This window comes from Latilactobacillus parasakei, assembly GCF_049674265.1.
Lineage (GTDB): Bacteria > Bacillota > Bacilli > Lactobacillales > Lactobacillaceae > Latilactobacillus > Latilactobacillus sakei.
The window spans coordinates 878,698-897,939 of sequence record NZ_CP186861.1 but is presented as its reverse complement, the minus strand read 5'-3'; the positions used below and the strand labels follow the sequence as shown (position 1 = coordinate 897,939).

The following is a 19,242-nucleotide window of genomic DNA, read 5'->3' as shown; positions in this document are numbered from 1 at the left end:
CAATATGATAGTACGTATAAGAGTAGAAGAAGGACGGTATATCATGGCGGATAGTGTTTCAATGGAAAGATTAGTGACGGACCTTAAGTTACAAGTGTACTCAGGGGAAGCTCATTTAAAAGAGAAAACAGTGACGTTGAGTGATATCTCTCGTCCAGGACTCGAATTAACCGGTTATTTTAATTATTACCCATACGAACGAATTCAATTATTTGGGATGACGGAAGTTTCCTTTACGCAAAATATGACGGCGGAAGAACGCCTAATGATTATGCGCCGGATGGCTTCTGAAAATACGCCTTGTTTCTTAATTTCGCGTAGTTTAGAACCACCTAAGGAAATGTTACAAGCAGCTGAAGAATCTGGTATTCCAGTGTTAGGATCAAACCTATCAACAACCCGTCTTTCAAGTTTAGTGACGGATTATTTAGATGGTCAATTGGCCGAACGGCGCTCGATGCATGGCGTGCTTGTCGATATCTATGGCTTAGGGGTGCTTATCACAGGCGATTCTGGTGTTGGGAAGAGTGAAACCGCACTTGAATTGGTTAAACGGGGCCATCGTTTAATTGCGGATGATCGAGTTGATGTTTACCAACAAGATGAACGGACGGTTGTTGGTGAAGCACCAATGATTTTACGGCACCTACTTGAAATTCGGGGGATTGGCATTATTGATGTCATGAACCTCTTTGGGGCCGGTGCTGTACGGGCTGATACATCAATTTCATTGATTGTTCATTTACAAAACTGGTCACAAGATAAGAAGTACGATCGTCTTGGTTCCGATACAGAAGAACAAATGATTTTCGATGTGCCAGTACCTAAGATCACCGTACCAGTTAAGGTTGGACGTAACTTGGCTATCATCATTGAAGTTGCAGCGATGAACTTTAGAGCTAAATCAATGGGCTATGATGCAACGAAGACTTTCGAAGCGAACTTAGGCAAGTTAATCGAATCTAACTCTGACGACGAAAACTAATTTAAACGTTAAAAGTACCTTAATATAGTAGGTCATCTGACTAGATTGAGCTATACTGTTATAAAGACAGGATAGTACTCAGTCTAGTTTTTTTAATTGAATATGAGGAGCGATTATCGTGAACCTAATATTAGGTGTTTTAAATCCGATAGCCCTACAATTAGGGCCGTTGGCGATTCATTGGTATGGCGTGATTATTGCTAGTGGTGTCGTATTGGCCGTTGTGTTGGCCTTGCGAGAAGCTAAGCGTCGCAATGTCAGTGAAGATGATATTTTGAATTTAATTTTATGGGCCTTACCGTTTGCCTTGATTGGGGCGCGGCTTTATTATGTGATTTTTGAATGGTCCTATTACCAAGCCAATCCAAGTGAAATTATTAAAATTTGGCACGGTGGGATTGCGATTTATGGTGGTTTAATTGCCGCAACAATTGTGTTCATCATCTATTGTCGCAAGCATTTCTTGTCGCCGTGGTTAGTTTTGGACATCGCGGCACCAACGGTCATGATTGCCCAAGCAATTGGTCGCTGGGGGAATTTTATGAACCAAGAGGCCTTTGGGGCTAAGACGACGTTGCACTTCTTACAGACGCTTCATTTGCCCAATTGGGTAACCGAACAGATGTTGATTGATGGGGCTTATCGCCAACCAACTTTCTTATATGAATCGACTTGGAATGTCTTAGGGTTTATAATCATTATGAGTGTCCGTCATCGTCAAGGTTGGTTTAAACAAGGTGAGATTTTATTGAGCTATGTTGCTTGGTACGCCTTTGGCCGCTTTTTCGTTGAAGGGATGCGGACCGATAGTTTATTTATCGGACCATTACGTGTGTCACAGATTCTATCACTCGTGTTGTTCTTTGGTGCGATTGGACTATGGATTTGGCGGCGTAAACAACAGACGTTACCCGACTATTTAGAAGGTAATACACTGCGTTCAGCAGTTAAATAAAAGGAGAATTAGGATTAATGACAGTTAATGTTGCAGTTTTAGGTGCCGGTTCATGGGGCACAATTTTAGCCAACTTATTAGTAGAAAATGGCCACCACGTTGAATTATGGGGGAATGATCCTGAGAAAGTAGCAGAGATTAACGAACAACACACTAACAAGCATTATTTACCCGAATTCAAGATTGATCCACGCTTACACGCAACTTTAGATTTAAACGAAGCGTTTGAAGCAGTGGACGTTGTTTTATTCGTTATTCCAACGCAAGTGATTCGTCTAGTGGCAGAACAAATCGTACCAGTGCTAGAAGCCAAAGGGGTTAAACCCGTGATTGTCACAGCTTCTAAAGGGTTGGAACAAGGGAGTCATAAACGAATTTCAGAAGTTTTAACTGAAACTATTCCGGCAGATGTTAGAAATGGCATCGTGGTCTTATCAGGTCCTAGTCATGCTGAAGACGTTGCAATGAAGGATATTACAACTTTAACGGCTGCTTCAACTGATTTAGTGCAAGCCCAATGGATTCAAGAAATCTTCATGAACGATTACTTCCGCCTTTACACGAATACGGATGTCATCGGTGTTGAAATGGGTGCGGCTTTGAAAAACGTAATTGCTTTAGGCGCAGGTGCACTACACGGCTTGGGTTATGGCGATAACACGAAGGCTGCTTTAATGACACGGGGCCTAGCCGAAATTTCTCGTTTAGGGGTTGCCATGGGTGCTAACCCACTAACGTTCATCGGTTTATCTGGTGTCGGCGATCTCATCGTTACTGGGACCAGTGTGCATTCACGGAACTGGCGAACAGGGAATGCTCTAGGCGAAGGTCAAAAGCTAGATGATGTTCTAGAAAATATGGGCATGGTTGTTGAAGGGGTCGCAACATGTAAGGCCGCTTATGAATTAGCACAACAACGCTCAGTTGATATGCCAATTACCAACGCAATTTACAACGTCCTTTATCGTGGTTGTGACATTCGCACCGAAATTGGCAATTTAATGCAACGTTCTGGTAAACCAGAAATCGATTTTAAATAGACCAATTAAATTATTTGATAAAAACGCCATCATTTTAAACGGGTATCGCATCCGCAAAACGAATATGTTATGATGACATAAGTTGATAAAATGACTAAAGGAGAACCGATTACTTTATGGGCGATTTGGTATCTGTAAGACCAACTTGTGAATTTTATTTTGACAGAGGGATGCAAGCATTTGAGCGATTTCATTATGAAAAAGCGCTCACGTGCTTGCAACGCTCTAAGTCATTGGCAAAAACGAAGGATGATTACATCTTTGTGGTTTGCCAATTAGCAATTTGTTTAGAATCGGTCGGTAATTACCGCGGTGCTGTGATTGCATTGGAAGAAATTCCAAGCGTCAATTACCAGACACATCCGGAATTACAGTATTTTTTAGCAACGGCGTACGCTTTTTTAGGGCAGATGCAAGAGAGCTATCAATTGGCAAAAGCCTATCTACAAAGTGATGACTCAGATTTTGAAGCTGAGGCAACCGAACTATTACAAGAATTGAAACAAATTAAAGGTTAATTAGCATTACAGAAAGTTCGCCGACTGTTCAAACAGTTTGGTGGACTTTTTTTTTAATAACGGGTAAGATACACTCTATTAGAAGTAACTTGATAAAAGTAAGGAGATTATGCGAAATGGCTAAAAGTTATGATGTAATTGTAATCGGTGCTGGCCCCGGCGGGATGACGGCGGCGCTTTATGCATCACGTTCGAACCTATCTGTTTTAATGTTGGACCGAGGAATTTATGGTGGTCAAATGAACAATACAGCAGAGGTCGAAAACTATCCTGGCTTTAAGTCAATTTTGGGCCCAGAATTGGGCGAAAAAATGTATGCGAGTGCCACACAGTTTGGTGCTGAATACGGTTATGGCACCGTTAATAGTATCGAAGACAAAGGTGAGTTTAAGTTAGTCCACACGGATGAAGGCGACTTCCAAGCACGGGCCGTGATTATTGCAACGGGTTCTGAACATAAGAAAATCGGGATTCCTGGCGAAGATGAATACGGTGGCCGAGGTGTTTCATACTGTGCCGTCTGTGATGGTGCGTTCTTCAAGAACAAGGAAGTCGTTGTCATCGGTGGCGGTGATTCAGCGATTGAAGAAGGCCTTTATTTAACACAATTAGCTAGCAAAGTAACCGTTATTCACCGTCGTGATCAACTACGTGCGCAAAAGATTTTACAAGATCGCGCATTTGCTAACGATAAGATGGCTTTTGTCTGGAATGCACAAGTTAAAACAATTGAAGGCGACGATAAAAAAGTAGCTGCTGTCACTTATGTTGATAAGGAAAGTGGCGAAACTAAAGAAGTCCCAGCAAGTGGTGTCTTCATCTACGTCGGTATTGATCCAATGACAAGTGCTTTCAAAGACCTAGGTATTTTAACGGAAGCCGGTTGGGTTAAAACAGACGACCACATGGCAACTAGTGTCCCCGGGATTTTTGCAATCGGTGATGTTCGTGAAAAGGACTTACGTCAAATCACAACAGCAGTCGGTGACGGCGGCATAGCTGGCCAAGAAGTCTTCAAATATATTCAAAGTATTTAAAGAACGTTTAAATGAGCTATACCAATGAAAGCGCCGGTCCATAAAAAATGGATTGGCGCTTTTTTTAAGTTTCTTAACACTTGAGGCCCTATGGGAAAGCGGTTGATTATGCTATAATTAGTGGGAGATTTTATAACAAATGTGGGGGTTACAAAATGAGCTGGCAAGATAATTATGCAATTTGGAATAATCAAACAAAAATGGACTTACCTTTAAGAGAAGCTTTAGACAATATGGCAAACGATGAAGAAGCGCTTGAAAAAGCCTTCAGTGTGCCAATGGAATTCGGGACAGCTGGTATGCGTGGTCTCTTAGGCCCTGGGATTAACTGCATGAATATTTATACAGTTCGTCAAGCAACAGAAGGCCTTGCCCAATTCATGGAAACTTTACCAGAAGCAACTAAAAAACGTGGGGTTGCGATTAGTTTTGACTCACGTTACCAATCAGAAACTTTTGCACACGAAGCAGCACGCGTTTTAGGCCAACATCAAATTCCAACATTCGTTTTTGATGCTTTGCGTCCAACACCTGAATTATCATTTACGGTCCGTCACCTACATACTTATGCAGGAATCATGATTACCGCTAGCCACAATCCTAAGCAATACAACGGCTACAAGATTTACGGCGAAGATGGCGCGCAAATGCCACCTAAGGAATCTGATATGATTACAAGCTATATCCGTCAGGTATCAGACCTATTTGCAATTGAAGTTGCTGACGAAATGGCCTTACGCGAAGCCGGCATCATGGCTTTAATTGGTGAAAATGTCGATCAAGCTTACTTAGCAGAAGTTAAAAAAGTAACGATCAACCAAGAATTGGTGGATACTGTTGGTAAAACAATGTCATTAATTTACACACCACTTCATGGGACTGGGAAAGTCCTTGGCGAACGCGCTTTACGTCAAGCAGGCTTCGAACAATTCACAATGGTGGCTGAACAAGCCGTTGCTGATCCAGAATTTGCAACAACACCATTCCCTAACCCAGAATTCCCGCAAACTTTTGATATGGCGATTGAACTTGGAAAAGCACAAAAAGCAGATCTTTTAATTGCGACTGATCCAGATGCCGATCGTCTTGGGGCCGCCGTACGCCAACCAGACGGTAGCTACCAATTAATGACAGGGAACCAAATCGCATCTGTTTTACTTCGCTATATTTTACAAGCAAGTAAAGATGCAGGCACATTGCCAGCAAACGCTGCTGCGGTTAAATCAATCGTTTCAACAGAATTAGCAACAAAGATTGCTGCTAGTTATAATGTTAAAATGATTGACGTCTTAACAGGCTTCAAGTTTATTGCAGAACAAATCCAACATTTTGAAGATACAAACGAAAATACCTTCATGTTTGGTTTTGAAGAAAGTTACGGTTACTTAGTTAAACCATTTGTCCGTGATAAGGATGCCATCCAAACGCTGGTCCTATTAGCTGAAGTTGCAGCTTATTACAAATCAAACGGTAAGACGTTGTACGACGGTATTCAAGAACTATACGCTGAATATGGCTACTATGCTGAACAAACGACAGCGATTGATTTTGAAGGTGTCAACGGCCCACAACAAATGGCTGACTTAATGGTTAAATGTCGTGAAGAAAGTCCTGTTGATTTTGCCGGCATCAAAGTCGCTTCAGCAGAAGACTTCCAAACACAAACGCAAACATTTGCTGATGGTCACACTGAACCAATCAATTTACCAACATCAAACGTTTTGAAATATCACTTAGAAGATGGCACATGGATTGCTATTCGGCCAAGTGGTACAGAACCTAAGGTTAAATTCTATGTTGGGACTTGTGCGGATGATGAAGCAACGGCTGATTTGAAATTAGCTAACTTTGAAAAAGCAATTCAAGCCCTTGTTAAATAACAAAATCCTCATAAAAAGGGTTACTATTTTACATTGACGTGAAATTTATCTATAATGAGTGCAACAAATAGGCGGACTATATCGTTAGTCGGTCTATTTTTGTAAGAATGGAGGCTTTTTTCGAATGGGTATGCATCAGTATTTGCAAGGGTTAAATAATTTGGAGACACTAAACCGGGCACCAGGATTATTTAAGTATCAGGAACATTCCGTCGCAGCGCATTCATTTAAAGTTTGCGAGATTGCGCAGTTACTAGGCGATATCGAAGAAGAAAACGGCCAACCAATCAATTGGCAAGTCTTATACGAACGGGCGTTGAACCATGATTATACGGAGCGGTTTATTGGGGACATCAAAACACCGGTTAAATACGCGACTCATGAGTTACGGACGATGTTAGCCAATGTTGAAAGTTCTTTAACGGATAACTTCATCAATAATGAAATTCCCGGTTTTTTACAAGAACGCTATAAACGGCGCTTGAGTGAAGGTAAGGATGAAACCTTGGAAGGTCAATTATTGGCAGTTGCTGATAAGATTGATTTGCTTTATGAATCATTTGGCGAGATTGAAAAGGGAAATCCAGAAAACGCCTTTTTGGAAATTTTTGCAGAAAGCTTAAAAACGATTATGCAATATCAAAATCTGGCAAGCGCACAATATTTCATCCGAAAAATGCTGCCAGACCTATTGAGTGAGGATTTTGCCGACCGCGGTAAGCTCACACAACTGGTGCGTCAAACGTTGTCAAACTAGGCTAGTTCACTAGTGTGGCGAAAATATGTTCGGTATGTTAGAATGGTAATTGATAAAAAAGAGGGTATCTGTTCAGTGGCTTAAGCACCACGTGCGGATAATCACTGACAACTTATAAATGCGTCATTTAAGAAGGTGTCTGGTACAAAACCCCGTTTTGTATCAGGCGCTTCTTTTATCGCAATAAAACGGCACTGGAGGCAATTCATGATTGATAGACAGAACGATAACCTATTTGACTTAGTCGCACCATATGAACCTGCTGGCGATCAACCTGCTGCAATTGAAACCTTAACGAAGAATTTTGAAGCGGGTGCTAAGGCGCAGGTTTTGATGGGCGCTACTGGGACCGGGAAAACTTTTACAATGTCCAACGTGATTAAGAATCTCAACAAACCAACGTTGATTATTTCACATAATAAGACATTGGCCGGTCAACTATACGCAGAATTTAAGCAGTTTTTCCCTAATAATGCGGTTGAATATTTCGTGAGTTATTATGATTATTATCAACCAGAAGCTTACGTGCCTTCCAGTGATACGTATATCGAAAAAGATTCGAGTATTAATGATGAAATCGATAAACTACGGCATTCAGCGACTAGCTCGTTATTAGAACGGAACGATGTGATTGTTGTGGCCTCTGTTTCTTGTATCTTTGGGTTAGGGGATCCGCGCGAATACCAAAATCACGTCTTGTCATTGCGACCAGGGATGGAAGTTGAACGCAATGATTTGTTACGTCAGTTAGTTGATATTCAATTTGAACGCAATGATATTGATTTTCAACGGGGGCGTTTTAGAGTGCGCGGTGATGTGGTTGAAATTTTCCCAGCTTCTCGTGATGATCATGCGCTACGCGTTGAATTTTTTGGCGATGAAATTGATCGAATTGTCGAAGTGGATGCCTTAACAGGTGAAGTGATTGGCGAACGATCACACGTTGCCATTTTCCCCGCAACGCATTTTATGACGAATGATGAAAAAATGGAAAAAGCGATTGAAAGTATTAAAGCTGAATTGGCTGAACGGCTGGCTGTTCTAAAGGGTGAAGGTAAGTTACTAGAAGCACAACGCCTTGAACAACGGACAAACTATGATCTTGAAATGATGCAAGAGATGGGATATTGTTCCGGGATTGAAAATTACTCACGTCATATGGAAGATCGCCAAGCCGGCGAACCGCCTTATACGTTGTTAGATTTCTTCCCTAAAGATTCAATCATGATGATTGATGAATCCCATGTGACCATGCCCCAAATTCGGGGGATGTACAATGGCGATCGTGCGCGGAAACAAATGTTGATTGACTATGGTTTCCGGTTACCAAGTGCGTTAGATAACCGGCCATTAACGTTGCCAGAATTCGAAGAGCACGTGAATGAGATTATGTATGTGTCGGCCACACCAGGGCCTTACGAAGCGGAACAAACTGATATCCAAGTGGATCAGATTATTCGACCAACCGGCCTGTTAGATCCCAATATTGAAGTGCGGCCAATCATGGGTCAGATTGACGATTTAGTCGGTGAGATCAATGACCGCATCGAAAAGAACGAGCGGGTCTTCATTACAACTTTAACCAAGAAAATGTCGGAAGATTTAACCGACTACCTCAAGGAACTGGGGATTAAAGTTCGGTACTTGCATAGTGATATTAAGACGTTGGAACGAACGGAAATTATCCGTGATTTACGACTGGGTAAGTTCGATGTCTTAATTGGGATTAACTTATTACGGGAAGGGATCGATGTCCCTGAAGTGTCCTTAGTGGCGATTTTAGATGCGGATAAGGAAGGCTTCTTACGTAGCGAACGGTCCTTAATCCAAACCATTGGCCGGGCATCTCGTAATGAAAATGGACAGGTCTTGTTGTACGCCGATAAGATTACGGATTCAATGCGCCACGCGATTGATGAAACCAAACGTCGACGGACAATTCAAGAAGACTACAATGCAGCTCATAACATCACACCGAAGACGATTATTAAACCAATTAGAGATGCGATTTCAATGGTACAATCAGTTGAACATCCAGAAGAAATTAAGATGACCAATGAGATTGACCTAGAGAACATGTCGAAGGCTGAAAAACTAGAAATGGTTGAACGACTATCCGAACAGATGCGCTTAGCAGCTAAGAAACTTGATTTCGAACAGGCGGCGACATTACGGGATACCATTTTAGAATTAAAAAGTGAAATAGATTAGAGGTCCAGTATGGCAAATGATAAGATAGTAATTCACGGCGCACGCGCCCATAATTTAAAAGATATCGACGTTACGATTCCAAGAGATAAGTTAGTGGTCATCACCGGGTTATCTGGTTCTGGGAAGAGTTCTTTAGCGTTTGATACGTTATATGCAGAAGGACAACGACGGTATGTTGAGAGTTTATCAGCATATGCCCGCCAGTTCTTAGGACAAATGGATAAACCGGATGTTGATTCAATTGACGGGTTAAGTCCAGCGATTTCGATTGACCAAAAGACGACCTCTAAAAACCCACGTTCAACAGTTGGGACAGTCACTGAAATCAATGACTATCTCCGCTTATTGTGGGCTCGAGTTGGTCAACCCATCTGTCCGAACGATGGCACTGAAATCAGTAGCCAATCCGTAGAACAAATGGTTGACCGGGTATTGGCCTTACCAGAACGGACTAAACTTCAAATTATGTCACCAATTGTTCGTGGCAAAAAAGGGCAACACAAAAAAATCTTCGAGAAGATTCAGCGTGAAGGCTACGTTCGTGTCCAAGTGGATGGCGAAGTAATGGACGTTAGCACGGATTTAGAATTAGATAAGAATAAGAAACATGATATCAATATTGTTGTTGATCGAATCGTCGTTAAAGACGGGGTTCGGTCACGGTTATTTGATTCGTTTGAAGCGGCTTTGAGACTATCTGACGGTTATGCGACAGCTGATGTGATTGACGGCGAACAACTCTTGTTCTCTGAACATTATGCGTGTCCAATCTGTGGCTTTACGGTTGGGGCATTAGAACCACGGCTATTCTCATTTAACGCGCCATTTGGGGCTTGTCCTGAATGTGACGGTCTAGGTTTAAAACTAGAAGTTGATACGGACCTCGTTGTTCCGGATACAAGCAAAACATTGCGTGAAGGGGCAATTGCGCCTTGGAATCCAATCAGTTCGCAATACTACCCACAAATGTTAGAACAAGCTTGCACGGCCTTTAAAATTGATATGGACCGTCCTTTCAGTAAGTTGACACCTCGTCAAAAAGATATCATCTTAAACGGCTCACAAGGCAAAGAATTTCATTTCCATTATGAAAATGATTTTGGTGGCGTTCGCGATGTTGAAGTGCCTTTTGAAGGGGTCCTCAGCAATATTGATCGGCGTTATCGTGAAACGAATAGTGATTTCACGCGGACGCAAATGCGCACTTATATGACGGAATTAACGTGTCAAACGTGTCACGGTAAGCGACTAAATCGTCAAGCCTTGGCAGTTAAAGTCGGTGGCCAAGATATCGCCGAAGTTTCAGACAATGCAATCAAGGATGGCCTCCCATTCTTTGACAATCTTGAACTTTCTGAAAAAGATCAAGTGATTGCGAAACCCATTTTGAAAGAAGTTCATGATCGCCTGACTTTCTTGATTAATGTCGGCTTAGATTATTTGACGTTGAGTCGTTCTGCCGGCACACTTTCCGGTGGGGAAGCGCAACGAATTCGTTTGGCCACGCAAATTGGGTCGAACTTATCTGGCGTGCTTTATATCTTAGACGAACCTTCAATTGGGCTGCATCAACGCGACAATGACCGGTTAATCGGTTCTTTGAAGAAAATGCGTGATTTAGGGAATACCTTAATCGTGGTTGAACATGATGAAGATACGATGCGAGCAGCCGATTATCTGATTGATATTGGCCCAGGTGCTGGGGATCTCGGCGGAGAAGTGATGGCCGCTGGGACACCAACAGAAGTCGAACAAAATCCTAATTCCTTAACGGGCCGTTATTTAGCGGGGCAGGATTATATTCCGGTACCATTAAAACGACGCCAAGGAAATGGCAAAAAAGTGCGGGTAACTGGCGCTGCTGAAAATAATTTAAAAGATTTAACGGTTGATTTCCCATTAGGTGAATTTGTTGCCGTGACCGGTGTTTCTGGATCGGGTAAATCAACATTAGTGAATACGATTTTGAAGAAGGCCCTTGCGCAAAAGATGAATCGTAATTCAGCTAAACCGGGTCAATATAAGACCATCACGGGTTATCAAAATCTTGAGAAGTTGATTAATATCGACCAAAGTCCAATTGGCCGGACACCGCGGAGTAATCCAGCCACTTATACCGGTGTCTTCGATAATGTCCGTGATTTATTCGCCCAAACCAATGAAGCGAAGTTACGAGGCTACAAGAAGGGGCGCTTTAGTTTTAATGTGAAGGGCGGTCGCTGTGAAGCATGCAAGGGTGACGGGATTATCAAGATCGAAATGAATTTCTTACCGGATGTCTATGTCCCTTGTGAAATTTGTCATGGTAGTCGTTATAATTCAGAAACGTTAGAAGTGGTTTATAAAGGCAAGAACATTGCTGAAATCTTGGATATGACCGTTTCTGAAGCAACTGAATTCTTCGAAAATATTCCTAAGATTGCCCGTAAGTTACAAACAATCGTCGATGTTGGTTTAGGTTACGTGACATTAGGCCAGTCAGCAACAACCTTATCTGGTGGGGAAGCCCAACGGATGAAATTGGCTTCTGAATTGCAAAAACAATCAACGGGTAAGAATTTGTACATCTTAGACGAACCAACAACTGGTTTGCATACGGATGATATTAAGCGGTTGTTAGGGGTCTTAGAACGGTTGGTTGATGAAGGCAACACTGTTTTAGTCATTGAACATAATCTAGATGTGATTAAAACGGCAGACCACATTATTGATTTAGGACCAGAAGGTGGCGACAAAGGTGGCACCATTGTTGCCACCGGTACACCTGAAACATTAGTGAACGTCACAGAAAGTTATACGGGACGTTACTTAAAACCGATTTTAGAACGCGATACAGCGCGCACATTAGCGGCACAAGAATAGTCATGAAGCTGAGTCTTTTTAAGGCTCAGCTTTTTTGATGGGCTTCTTTTTGATGAAAGTTATTGAGCATTGGTCCCAAAAAAAGTATGATAGATTTATTAGATAGGAAGAGGTGGTAAGATGTTTAGAAGAAATGATTGGCGATTTGATTGGTCAGAATTAATGACCGGGATTATTTTCCTAATTGGGGCGTACTTCTTGTTAAATAAGCCAAAAGCAACCTTATCCGGCTTAGTCATCATTGTGGCGGTGGCTGCGATTATTCGGGGGATTGCTAAAATTAGTGTTTACGGACAATTAAGACAAGATACTGGTATTCGGGCAACAGTGATGTTGATCAATGCCATTTTAGATATTGTGATCGGGCTATTATTCATCTTTAATATTCCAGCCGGTATCTTTACAATGAGTTATATGTTTGCAATCTGGTTCTTGCTAGATGCAATTGTTGGTTTATTAAATGTAAGTCATTTGAAACAATTTAATATGGGCTTATATATTTTATCGATTATTTTAAATGTCTTAGGATTGGTTATTGGCTTGTTATTATTAATGCATCCGGTAGTTGCAGCCGTAACAATGACCACCTTATTAGGATTTTACTTCGTAGTGATCGGGATTAATGCGATTGTCATCGCGATTGCTCGTCGGTTATAAAAATGAAAAGTCTAGAACAACATTCAGTTGTTTTAGACTTTTTTTATGTTTATGGTCGAGTTTACTTTCAATGACACACCAGGAATGCTACAATGGAATAACCGATAATTCGAGGAGTGGGGACTAATGACAGATACATTGAATTTAGTAGTAATTACTGGGATGAGTGGTGCGGGTAAAACCGTCGCAATGCAGAGTTTCGAAGATTTAGGTTATTTCTGTGTTGATAACATGCCACCTTCATTATTACCCAAATTTTGGGAATTAGTGAAGGAATCCGGTAAGGTAACGAAGATCGCGTTAGTGATCGATTTACGCTCACGCGCCTTTTATGATGGGATTATCGAAATGCTTTCAGGCCTTGATAATACTCAATTTGTCACAACTAAGATATTATTCTTAGATGCTTCTGATGAAGAACTTGTTTCCCGCTACAAAGAAACGCGTCGTTCGCACCCACTTGCGCGTAACGGCCGTTTGATGGATGGGATTCACAAGGAACGTGAACTATTAACTGAAATTAGAAACCAATCTCAGATGGTGGTTAATACGTCAATGTTATCGCCTCGCGAATTACGGGAACAGATTTTCCGGGTCTTTAAGACCTCTGATAATCCGTCATTTCATATCGAAGTGATGTCATTTGGCTTTAAATATGGCTTGCCAATCGATGCTGATATCGTAATGGATGTGCGTTTCTTGCCTAATCCATACTATGTTGCAGAATTCAAAGCGTTAAACGGGTTGGATAAACCAGTTAGAGATTACGTTATGGAACAACCCGCAACGGAACAATTTTATCAACAGTTGACAGCACTATTAAAAAGTATCATGCCAGGTTATCTTAAAGAAGGTAAAACAAGTGTTACGATTGCAATCGGCTGTACCGGTGGACAACATCGCTCAGTTGCACTAGCACAACGTCTAGCGGATGATTTAGCCGTTGACTATCCTGTTGATGTGACACATCGTGATATGAAGAAACGAAAGGAATCGGTGAACCGCTCATGACAGCTACTAATCGCATTATCCGGGTGATTAAAGGTCGTCGTCCCAAGGTGGTTGTGATTGGTGGTGGGACGGGACTCCCCGTTATTCTAAAAAGTTTACGTGAACAAAATGCGGATGCGACTGCTATTGTGACGGTCGCAGACGACGGTGGTTCATCTGGTGTTATCAGAGATTATATTAACGTTGTGCCACCTGGTGATATTCGGAACGTTTTGGTGGCTTTATCAGATTTACCACAGTTGACGCTCGACATTTTTCAATATCGATTTAAATCACATGATGCCTTCTTTTCAGGACACGCGATTGGTAATTTAATCATTGCGGCGCTGTCTGAAATGGAATCTGGCATCTTTGATGCGGTTCAACGGCTTTCAGAAATGATGGCTGTTGATGGGCATGTTTACCCGGCCGCCAATGTGGCCTTAACGCTAAATGCGGCCTTTCAAGATGGCACACAACTGGCAGGCGAATCTGAAATTACCGCAGCACGCAAGCAAATTAAGCGCGTTTGGGTGACGAAGACTGATCCTGATGATCAAGAGGAACCAACCGCAGTTCAAGAGGTTGTCGAAGCGATTATGGCCGCCGATGTGGTGGTCCTTGGACCAGGAAGCTTATTTACCAGTATTTTACCCAATTTAATGATTAAAAATCTTGGTGAGGCAGTTAAACAAACCAAAGCTGAGATTATTTACATTTGTAATATCATGACTCAAAAAGGCGAGACCGAACGCTTCACTGATGCTGACCATGTCCGAGTTCTGAATGAACATCTAGGGCAACATGTGGTGGACACAGTCCTTGTCAATACTGGTCAAGTGCCAGCTAATTATTTGGATCATCAAAAATATGATGAAATTTTATGGCCGGTCGAACATGATTTTGATGGGCTGAGACAACTAGGCTGCCGAGTGATTTCCGATAACTTTTTAAAACTCGACAATCACGGTGTCTTCCATAATGGTCAAAAGGTCGCAAGTGAAATTATGAATCTTGCCTTTCAGGTTAATACAACTAAGCGAGGTGAATAAGGATGGCTTCATACGCAAGTGAAGTAAAAAAAGAGCTAACGCAACTCGAAGTACATCCGGAACATGCACGGGCTGAATTGGCCGCTTTAATCAGAATGAATGGCTCATTAAGTTTGATGAACCATCAATTTGTTTTGAACGTGCAGACAGAAAATCCGGCGATTGCTCGCCGGATTTACAGTTTATTAAAGCAAAACTATCAGGTTGAATCAGAATTGTTGGTTCGCCGCAAAATGAAATTAAAGAAAAACAATCAATACATTGTGCGACTCAAATATGATACGAATACTGTTTTGAACGATTTGAACATTGTCGCTGAAGATGGGTTTACCATTCATACGCGAGTTTCAGAAGATATCATTGATGAAGATCAACGCGTACGTTCATATCTAAGAGGGGCCTTTCTAGCCGGTGGCTCAGTCAATAATCCGGAAACTAGTCGGTACCACTTAGAGATTTATTCACTCTACGAAGAACACAATCAAGATATTGTGCGGATGATGAATACATTTGGGCTAAACGCTAAAACGACGGTTCGCCGCAGTGGTTACATCACTTATTTGAAAGAAGCAGAAAAAATTGCCGATTTCTTACAGGTGATTGGTGCCACGAATGCGATGTTGAAGTTTGAAGACATTCGAATTGTCCGTGACATGCGTAATTCGGTGAACCGTTTGGTTAACTGCGAAACAGCCAATTTAAATAAAACGATTGATGCGGCTGCGAAACAGATTGAAAATATCGAGTATTTAAGGGATTCAGTAGGACTAGATAATTTACCTGCGAAATTGCGGGAAATTGCATTATTACGGTTGGAATTTCCGGACATTACTTTGAAAGAACTTGGTGAAAAGATGCCGAGTGGGGCAATCTCAAAATCAGGGATTAACCATCGTTTAAGAAAATTAAATCAATTGGCTGAAGGTTACCAACAGAAAGTCATTTAAAAGAAACGCTCGTTAATAAATACACAAGATTTGACTTTTACAATTAAATTGTGTACACTATAAACTAACGGGTTTCCGGGGAGGAAAACATATGATTAAACCAGTATTATTAGATGAGCAATTATGCTTTTCGATTTATCGCGCACAGAAAGCTTACAACCATTTTTACGGAAAGGTCTTAAAACCTTATGGCTTAACTTATCCACAATTCATCGCAATGTTAGCATTGTGGGAACATGGGACAATGTCAGTTAAGGAATTAGGTCACCATTTAGAATTAGATAGTGGGACATTAACACCACTATTGAAACGCCTAGAAGCAGATGGTTGGGTTGATCGTAAGCGCGCATCTGACGATGAACGTCGCGTTGATGTTTCATTAACAGATCAAGCAGAATCACAAAAACTTGAAATCTACGAACGTGTCGGTAATTGTACCAACTACCTAGATTTCACAAGCGACAAATATCATGACTTACGTCAAAGCATGAACGAAGTCGAAAAACATTTAAATGCCATTCAATCAGACACTGATCGATTTGCTTAAAGCAAATCATGATGAGTGCAAAAATTAAGCGATCGAAGTTCTTGTTTTAAAGAACTTTGATCGCTTTTTTATATTAAAAAGCGCGTCCTTTAGTAAATCAAAGGCGCGCTTTGCTTATTGAGCTTGTAAAATGGTATCGAGTTCTTCTGGTGTTATCGATTCATCAAAGATATGTTCACCAGTGATGATTGTTGGGACGAATTTGATATTGGCTGCTTGAGCTTCGTCAACAATGGCCGCTAACTGTACGGTATTATCAAGTGGGCTTAGTTTAAGGTTAGCCTGCATGTATTTATCGAATTCAGAATCCGATAAATCAGGGCGCCACGTTTTTTGATGAGTGTAGAGAAAATGGATGGCGTTTAAAGCAACAGCGGGTTGGTCGAAGGGGAGGTAAGTATGAGCGAGGTTACCGATTAACAGATCGTCTTTATCCTTGTTATAAGGTTTGATGATTCGTCGTACTTGACCAGCTTCGACGGCCTTAGTGAGCTGTTCCTCCGATTTGAGGAACCATTTGCGACAATAGGGGCAAGCTAAATTCAAAAATTCAACAAGTGTGACGGGTGCTTCAGGGTGGCCAATGACAATCCCACCTTCAGTTGTCACTTGATCACTTTTAATAACACTAATATCCATAATAAAACCTCCTCTGTATTAAACTAAGTATAGCAAATACGCAGCAAAAAAGGACACCACAAGGATTAAACTTGAGGTGTCCTTTTGAATTAATGTCCAGAATGAAAACGTGCTTCCTCAAACTGTCTTTTCCGGTTAAACTAAAAATGGCAATCATGGTTGAAAAACACCATAATTGCTATTTTTTGTTAAACCTCAAAGTCAAAGCGTTTGAGTCAGCACTCTATTTCGGTTGGTTAACCATAATGTCGTCAATCAAACCGTAATCTTTTGCTTCTTGGGCTGTCATGTAGTTATCACGATCAGTGTCTGCTTGTAATTTTTCGAAGCTTTGACCAGAATTGTCTGCCAAGATTTGGTTCAAACGTTTCCGAGTCTTCAAAATTTCGCGAGCAGCGATTTCAATTTCAGTTTGTTGGCCTTGTGCACCGCCTAAAGGTTGGTGAATCAAGACTGTTGAGTTAGGCAATGCAAAACGTTTGCCTTTTGTCCCAGCTGAAAGTAAAACGCTGGCCATTGAAGCAGCCATCCCCATAGCGATTGTTTGAACATCAGATTTAATGAAGTTCATTGTATCCATGATTGCCAAACCGGCTGTCACAGAACCACCAGGTGAGTTGATGTAGATTGAAATATCCTTATCTGAATCTTGCGCATCCAAGAATAGTAATTGCGCAATGATTGTGTTAGCCATTTGGTCGTTCACTTCACCAGATAACATGATGATCCGGTCTTTTAGTAAACGAGAGTAAATATCGTAGGCACGTTCGCCACGAGATGTTTGTTCGATAACTGTCGGTACTAACATTGAATTGCCTCCTTATATAAAGCTGAGAAGATGGGCTTAACCAAAGTAATTGGTCAATCTTCCCAATAATCTATAAACCAAATTTTACAGCAAAGGTCAACTATGGTCAAATGGTAAGTCCTAAATACTGATTAATTATGTAGGGTGCAATTTAATCCAAAATATGTTATACTATTTATTAGTTAATCAGCACGTATGACTGTAGTATCAAGTATTGTTTGAAGACTTTAATCAACTGGAGTAACCCTGGAGTTACAAGTAGTGTAAAGAGGCGGCTTACGCTGTTTAAACGAGAAAATATTTAGAAACACAAGAATTGAGACATAATTGCATTAACCCAAAAATAAAACCGGCATATGAACATGCCTTAACCGCTAGCGATTTAGTACTAGCGAGCGGCGCCAATTAGTGACTGGCGCCCCGACATTATGTCAGAATTTAATATGCGAAATTAATTAGAAGGCCACCTAGAAATAGGTGGCCTTCGTCAATTCTATTAAAAAAGATTAAATTACCTTGAAGGTGGTTTAATCTTTTTTTAGTGGGCATAAATAATGTCATTGGTATATTGATAATTGCTATAAAAAATGGGCAATGGTTCTAAAATAAGAGGGCTAATCCGCTGCTGTTACGACTACTGGTTAATACCAGTTAATTCGCAATCGGTCCATACACTAAAATAACCTACAAATGCTGATATTTAGGGGATTAACAAAATGTTATTAATGTGAAAATGGCACAAAATAATTTGACAAAGTAAGCGTTATCATTTACATTAAAGCCAACTGGTAGTGATGAGTTACTGCTAGGTAATGTTTATTATTTTCACTGCAATTATTTGATTTGGAGGGTGATATATATGTCAATTACGGCTGTCAGAATTGATGGACGACTCGTTCATGGACAAGTGGCCAATCTTTGGACACCATCTTTGGGCGTCACACGTATTATGGTTGTTGATAACCAAGTTGTGGATAGCGCTGTTGAGAAGGCGGGGTTAAGAATGGCCACGCCTGCTGGGACCAAGCTTAGTGTTTTATCGGTTGATACAGCAGCTGATCATATCTTAGCAGGACGTTATGATTCACAGAAATTATTTTTAGTTGTTAAGAAACCTGAAACGTTGTTAGCATTAGTTGAAAAGGGTGTTGTGTTACCCGAGATTAACGTCGGTAACATGTCACAAACTGATGAAACAAAGCACATTAATAAATCTATTAATGTGACAGATCATGATATTGATGTTTTTAAAGAACTTAGCGCTAAAGGGATTCGTATTACTAATCGGATGGTTCCCGGGGATAAGGTTAATGATTTTATGGCACTTATTAAAGAATTATAAAAATCTGTTTAAGAA

17 protein-coding genes are annotated in these 19,242 nt (G+C 41.1%); 15 read left to right on the top strand and 2 right to left on the bottom strand.

Features of this window, described 5'->3' with window-relative positions:
* Window positions 1-43 precede the first annotated feature (43 nt).
* The 14 genes from hprK (at window position 44) to ACPBEH_RS04520 (ending at window position 16,438) form a co-directional block, all read left to right on the top strand.
* Window positions 44-985 carry an HPr(Ser) kinase/phosphatase gene (gene hprK / locus ACPBEH_RS04585; protein WP_016264738.1) on the top strand — a complete coding sequence of 314 codons (942 nt, stop codon included), beginning with the start codon at window positions 44-46 and terminating at the stop codon, window positions 983-985.
* Window positions 986-1,112: 127 nt separating this feature from the next.
* The gene (lgt, locus tag ACPBEH_RS04580) at window positions 1,113-1,940 is read left to right on the top strand and encodes a prolipoprotein diacylglyceryl transferase (protein ID WP_035144643.1); all 828 of its coding nucleotides are present in this window, start codon (window positions 1,113-1,115) and stop codon (window positions 1,938-1,940) included.
* 17 nt (window positions 1,941-1,957) lie between these two features.
* Entirely contained in the window at window positions 1,958-2,980 is a 1,023-nt protein-coding gene (locus ACPBEH_RS04575; RefSeq protein ID WP_016264740.1) for an NAD(P)H-dependent glycerol-3-phosphate dehydrogenase, read from the top strand.
* A gap of 170 nt (window positions 2,981-3,150) precedes the next feature.
* A complete protein-coding gene (locus tag ACPBEH_RS04570; RefSeq protein WP_229295513.1) occupies window positions 3,151-3,498 on the top strand; it encodes a hypothetical protein in 348 nt (115 codons plus the stop codon).
* Between the two features lie 116 nt (window positions 3,499-3,614).
* Window positions 3,615-4,535: a thioredoxin-disulfide reductase gene (trxB, locus tag ACPBEH_RS04565; protein WP_016264742.1), complete on the top strand. Its 921-nt coding sequence runs from the start codon at window positions 3,615-3,617 to the stop codon at window positions 4,533-4,535.
* A gap of 155 nt (window positions 4,536-4,690) precedes the next feature.
* The gene (locus ACPBEH_RS04560; RefSeq protein ID WP_112217603.1) at window positions 4,691-6,415 is read left to right on the top strand and encodes a phospho-sugar mutase; all 1,725 of its coding nucleotides are present in this window, start codon (window positions 4,691-4,693) and stop codon (window positions 6,413-6,415) included.
* A 124-nt stretch (window positions 6,416-6,539) separates the two neighbouring features.
* The gene (locus ACPBEH_RS04555) at window positions 6,540-7,172 is read left to right on the top strand and encodes a YfbR-like 5'-deoxynucleotidase (protein WP_016264744.1); all 633 of its coding nucleotides are present in this window, start codon (window positions 6,540-6,542) and stop codon (window positions 7,170-7,172) included.
* Between the two features lie 207 nt (window positions 7,173-7,379).
* Window positions 7,380-9,383: an excinuclease ABC subunit UvrB gene (gene uvrB / locus ACPBEH_RS04550; protein WP_424349878.1), complete on the top strand. Its 2,004-nt coding sequence runs from the start codon at window positions 7,380-7,382 to the stop codon at window positions 9,381-9,383.
* Window positions 9,384-9,392: 9 nt separating this feature from the next.
* Window positions 9,393-12,245: an excinuclease ABC subunit UvrA gene (gene uvrA, locus ACPBEH_RS04545; protein ID WP_424349877.1), complete on the top strand. Its 2,853-nt coding sequence runs from the start codon at window positions 9,393-9,395 to the stop codon at window positions 12,243-12,245.
* Between the two features lie 120 nt (window positions 12,246-12,365).
* Entirely contained in the window at window positions 12,366-12,902 is a 537-nt protein-coding gene (locus ACPBEH_RS04540) for a DUF308 domain-containing protein (protein WP_424349876.1), read from the top strand.
* 126 nt (window positions 12,903-13,028) lie between these two features.
* Window positions 13,029-13,913, top strand: a complete 885-nt coding sequence (rapZ, locus tag ACPBEH_RS04535) for an RNase adapter RapZ (RefSeq protein WP_076632190.1) — start codon at window positions 13,029-13,031, stop codon at window positions 13,911-13,913.
* Window positions 13,910-14,944: a gluconeogenesis factor YvcK family protein gene (locus ACPBEH_RS04530; protein WP_099960180.1), complete on the top strand. Its 1,035-nt coding sequence runs from the start codon at window positions 13,910-13,912 to the stop codon at window positions 14,942-14,944. Before rapZ ends, ACPBEH_RS04530 begins: the two co-directional genes overlap by 4 nt.
* Before the next feature lie 2 nt (window positions 14,945-14,946).
* Entirely contained in the window at window positions 14,947-15,891 is a 945-nt protein-coding gene (gene whiA / locus ACPBEH_RS04525; RefSeq protein WP_094365657.1) for a DNA-binding protein WhiA, read from the top strand.
* Window positions 15,892-15,982: 91 nt separating this feature from the next.
* Window positions 15,983-16,438: a MarR family winged helix-turn-helix transcriptional regulator gene (locus ACPBEH_RS04520; RefSeq protein WP_035146456.1), complete on the top strand. Its 456-nt coding sequence runs from the start codon at window positions 15,983-15,985 to the stop codon at window positions 16,436-16,438.
* Window positions 16,439-16,552: 114 nt separating this feature from the next.
* Here ACPBEH_RS04520 and ACPBEH_RS04515 read toward each other — a convergent pair whose 3' ends face one another.
* On the bottom strand, window positions 16,553-17,077 hold the full coding sequence (locus ACPBEH_RS04515; RefSeq protein WP_424349875.1) for a DsbA family protein: 525 nt from the start codon (window positions 17,075-17,077) through the stop codon (window positions 16,553-16,555).
* Between the two features lie 223 nt (window positions 17,078-17,300).
* Window positions 17,301-17,885, bottom strand: coding sequence for an ATP-dependent Clp endopeptidase proteolytic subunit ClpP (clpP, locus tag ACPBEH_RS04510; RefSeq protein ID WP_025016311.1), 585 nt, complete (start codon window positions 17,883-17,885; stop codon window positions 17,301-17,303).
* A gap of 859 nt (window positions 17,886-18,744) precedes the next feature.
* Between clpP and ACPBEH_RS04505 the strand changes: the two genes are divergently transcribed.
* Complete coding sequence (locus ACPBEH_RS04505; protein ID WP_280103152.1) at window positions 18,745-19,227, top strand: PTS system mannose/fructose/N-acetylgalactosamine-transporter subunit IIB; 483 nt, start codon at window positions 18,745-18,747, stop codon at window positions 19,225-19,227.
* The last annotated feature ends 15 nt before the right edge of the window (window positions 19,228-19,242 follow it).